This window comes from Streptomyces sp. NPDC055287 (assembly GCF_053646035.1).
This window is the reverse complement of sequence record NZ_JBSHNE010000105.1, coordinates 1-3,900: the sequence shown is the minus strand read 5'-3', so window position 1 is coordinate 3,900 and position 3,900 is coordinate 1. Positions and strand designations below refer to the sequence as shown.

The following is a 3,900-nucleotide window of genomic DNA, read 5'->3' as shown; positions in this document are numbered from 1 at the left end:
TGTGTCTGTTGATTGGTCGGGGGTGTTCGGGGGGACGGGTGCGTCCCGGGTGGATCTGCCGACGTATGCCTTCCAACGCAACCGCTACTGGCTGGGTGAAGTCGAGCGGGTGGCAGAAGGGCCCAAGTCCGACAAGCCCGAGTCCGACGGGCCGGTGTTCCGGCGGGAGCTGCCGGCGTCGGCGAGCGAGGAGGACCGACACCGGGAGCTGGAGGAGCTCGTACGGACGCAGGTCGCGACGGTGCTGGAATACGGATCGGGTGACGCGGTCGATGTGGCCCGTACCTTCAAGGACCTGGGCTTCGACTCCCTCACCGCGGTGGAGCTGCGGAACGGGCTGCAGGAGGCGACCGGACTGCGGCTGCCGTCCTCGCTGATCTACGACTCTCCGACGCCCACCGCTCTGGTGCGCCATCTGGACAGCGCACTGGTGGGCTCGCCGGGGGAGGTGGCCGCACCCCTACCGGCCTCTTCGGTCGCCGATCCTGACGCTGTCAACGAGCCGATCGCCATCGTAGGTATGGGCTGTCGTCTGCCGGGAGGCGTGACGTCGCCCGAGGAGCTGTGGGACCTGGTCTCGACGGGCCGCGACGGAATTTCCGGCTTCCCGGTGGACCGGGGCTGGGACCTCGACGCGCTGTACGACGAGGATCCGAGCCGCTCCGGCACGTCGTACGTCCGGGAGGGCGGCTTCCTCTACGAGGCCGCCGAGTTCGATCCGGGCTTCTTCGGGATCTCGCCGCGTGAGGCGCTGGCGATGGACCCGCAGCAGCGACTACTGCTGGAGACAGCGTGGGAGGCGTTCGAGCGGGCGGGCATCGACCCTGCCTCCGTGCGCGGGAGCCAGGCGGGCGTCTTCGCCGGGGCGATGTCCCAGGACTACGGCGTCCTGCTGCACGAGGCGACGGACGGGCTCGACGGCTATCTGCTGACGGGCAAGGCGGCCAGTGTGGTCTCGGGGCGGCTGGCGTACTTTCTGGGGCTGGAAGGCCCCGCGGTGACGGTCGACACGGCCTGCTCCTCGTCACTCGTGGCGCTGCACCAGGCCACCCAGGCTCTGCGTTCGGGTGAGTGCTCGCTGGCGCTGGCCGGTGGTGTGACGGTGATGTCCACACCCGGCATGTTCGTGGAGTTCAGCCGGCAGCGCGGGCTGGCGGCGGACGGGCGCTCGAAGGCGTTCTCCGACGCGGCCGACGGGACCTCGTGGTCCGAGGGCGCGGGTGTCCTGTTGTTGGAGCGGTTGTCGGATGCGCGGCGTAATGGTCATCCGGTGCTTGCGGTGGTGCGTGGTTCGGCGGTGAATCAGGATGGTGCGAGTAATGGTCTTACGGCGCCGAATGGTCCGTCGCAGCAGCGTGTGATCCGGGCGGCGCTGGCGAATGCCGGGGTGTCGGCGGCTGATGTGGATGTGGTGGAGGCGCACGGTACGGGCACGACGCTGGGCGATCCGATCGAGGCGCAGGCGCTGCTGGCGACGTACGGTCAGGACCGTCCGGCCGACCGGCCTCTCATGTTGGGGTCGTTGAAGTCGAACATCGGGCACACGCAGGCCGCCGCGGGTGTGGCCGGTGTGATCAAGATGGTGCAGGCGATGCAGCACGGCGTACTGCCCCGGACGCTGCATGTGGACGAGCCGACGCGGCAGGTCGACTGGTCGGCAGGGGCGGTCGAGGTCCTCACCGAGGCGCGGGAGTGGCCGGAGGCCGAGGGGCGCCCGCGCCGGGCGGGCGTCTCGTCGTTCGGCATCAGCGGGACCAACGCGCATCTCATTCTGGAGCAGGCCCCGGGCCTGGAACCGGTCGCAGGGCTCGCTGTCGAGTCCGATGTGGCGGCCGCTCCGGTGGAGCCGGTTGCGGTGCCGTGGGTCGTCTCCGGGCGTGGGGCCGACGCGGTGCGCGGGCAGGCGGCGCGGCTGCTGAGCCGTATCGCGGGCGACGACGGGCTGACGCCGGTGGATGTGGGCCTGTCGCTGGTGTCCGGGCGGGCGGAGTTCGAGAACCGTGCCGTAGTGACTGGGCGTAACCGTGACGAACTGGTCACGCACCTTGGCCAGTTGGTGCGCGGTGAGGAGTCGTCCGGCGTTGTGCTCGGCCCCGCCGACGGCGTGACGGCTGCCTCCGGCCGCCGGGTGGTGTTCGTGTTCCCGGGCCAGGGTTCGCAGTGGGCGGGTATGGCCGCGGGGCTCCTGATTTCCTCGCCGGTGTTCGCGGAGCGGATGGCGGAGTGTGGCAGGGCGCTGTCGGAGTTCGTGGACTGGGATCTGGATGACGTGGTCCGTGAGGCTCCGGGTGCGCCGTCTCTGGAGCGCGTGGACGTCGTGCAGCCGGTGCTGTGGGCGGTGATGGTGTCGCTGGCGGCGTTGTGGCGCTCGTACGGTGTGGAGCCGTCGGCGGTGGTGGGTCACTCGCAGGGTGAGATAGCCGCAGCCTGCGTGGTCGGCGGGCTGTCCTTGCAGGACGGCGCCCGGGTGGTCGCGCTCCGGGCGCGTGCCATCGCCGGGAGTCTTGCGGGGCACGGCGGGATGATGTCCGTCCCACTGACCGCGGAGCAGGTGGCCGAGCGCATAGCCGGGTGGGACGGGCGGTTGTCGATCGCCACGGTCAACGGGCCGACTTCGGTGGTCGTGGCCGGCGATCCGGCCGCGCTGGACGAGCTTCTTGCCGCCTGCGAGGCGGAGGGGGTGCGGGCGCGGCGCATCGCTGTGGACTATGCCTCCCACTCCTCGTACGTGGAACGGATCGAGGACGAGCTTGCCCAGGTGCTGGACGGGATCCGTCCCGTGTCGTCGCAGGTGCCGTTCTACTCGACTGTGACGGGCGAGGTGCTGGACACCGCTGGGCTGGATGCCGGGTACTGGTATCGCAATCTGCGGGAGACGGTCCGCTTTGAAGAGACGGTGAGTGCTCTCGTCGGAGGCGGGGACACGGTCTTCGTCGAGGTGTCGGCGCATCCGGTCTTGGCCGTGGGGGTTCAGGAGACGTCGGAGTCCCGGGGTGCTGAGCGGACGCGTGTGGTGGGTTCGCTGCGTCGCGACGAGGGCGGGCTGGACCGGTTCCTGACGTCGCTCGCCGAGGCGTGGGTTCACGGTGTGGAGGTGGACTGGGCGCGGGTGTTCGAGGGCAGTGGTGCGTCTCGGGTGGATCTGCCGACGTATGCCTTCCAGCGGCGGCGTTACTGGCTGCAGGCCCCGGTGGCCGGAGGCCCCGCGGATGCGGTGGCCGACGAGGTGGAGGCGCAGTTCTGGGAGGCGGTCGAGAGCGGGGATTTGGCGTCTCTCGTTACGTCGCTGGATATTTCGGGCGGGTTGCCTTTCAGTGATGTGCTGCCTGCGCTTTCTGCGTGGCGGAAGGCGCGGCGGGAGCAGTCGGAGCTCGACGGCCGGCGGTATGACGTGGTCTGGAAGCCGTTGTCCGGGAGTTCGGGTCGGGTGTTGGCCGGGACGTGGCTGGTTGTGGTGCCTGAGGGTCTTGCTGGGGACGTTTGGGTGGGGGCTGTGGAGCGGGGGCTTGCGGCGAGGGGTGTTCGTACGCTGCGGCTCGAGGTGGCTGCGGGTGCGGATTCGGCGTCGCTGGCGGGGCTGGTGTCGGGGGCTGTGGGGTCGGTTTCCGGGTCGTTGGCCGGTGTGTTGTCGTTGGTGGCGTTGGATGAGTCGCCTCATCCGGTGTGCGGCGGCGTGTCGGTGGGTTTGGCGGGGTCGTTGGCTTTGGTCAGGGCTTTGGCGGGTGCCGGTGTCGAGGCACGGTTGTGGTGCGTGACGCGGGGTGCGGTGGCTGTGGGGCGTGCGGAGCGGTTGTCGGGCGTGTCTCAGGCGCAGGTGTGGGGTTTGGGTCGGGTCGCGGCGTTGGAGCATCCCGAGTTGTGGGGTGGTCTGGTGGATTTGCCGGGGGTTGTGGACTCGCG

Annotated in this window: 1 pseudogene; it reads left to right on the top strand. The window is 70.1% G+C overall.

Features of this window, described 5'->3' with window-relative positions:
- Nucleotides 1-148 precede the first annotated feature (148 nt).
- Nucleotides 149-3,900, top strand: a pseudogene (locus tag ACWIHY_RS40070) (type I polyketide synthase); the annotation flags it as partial.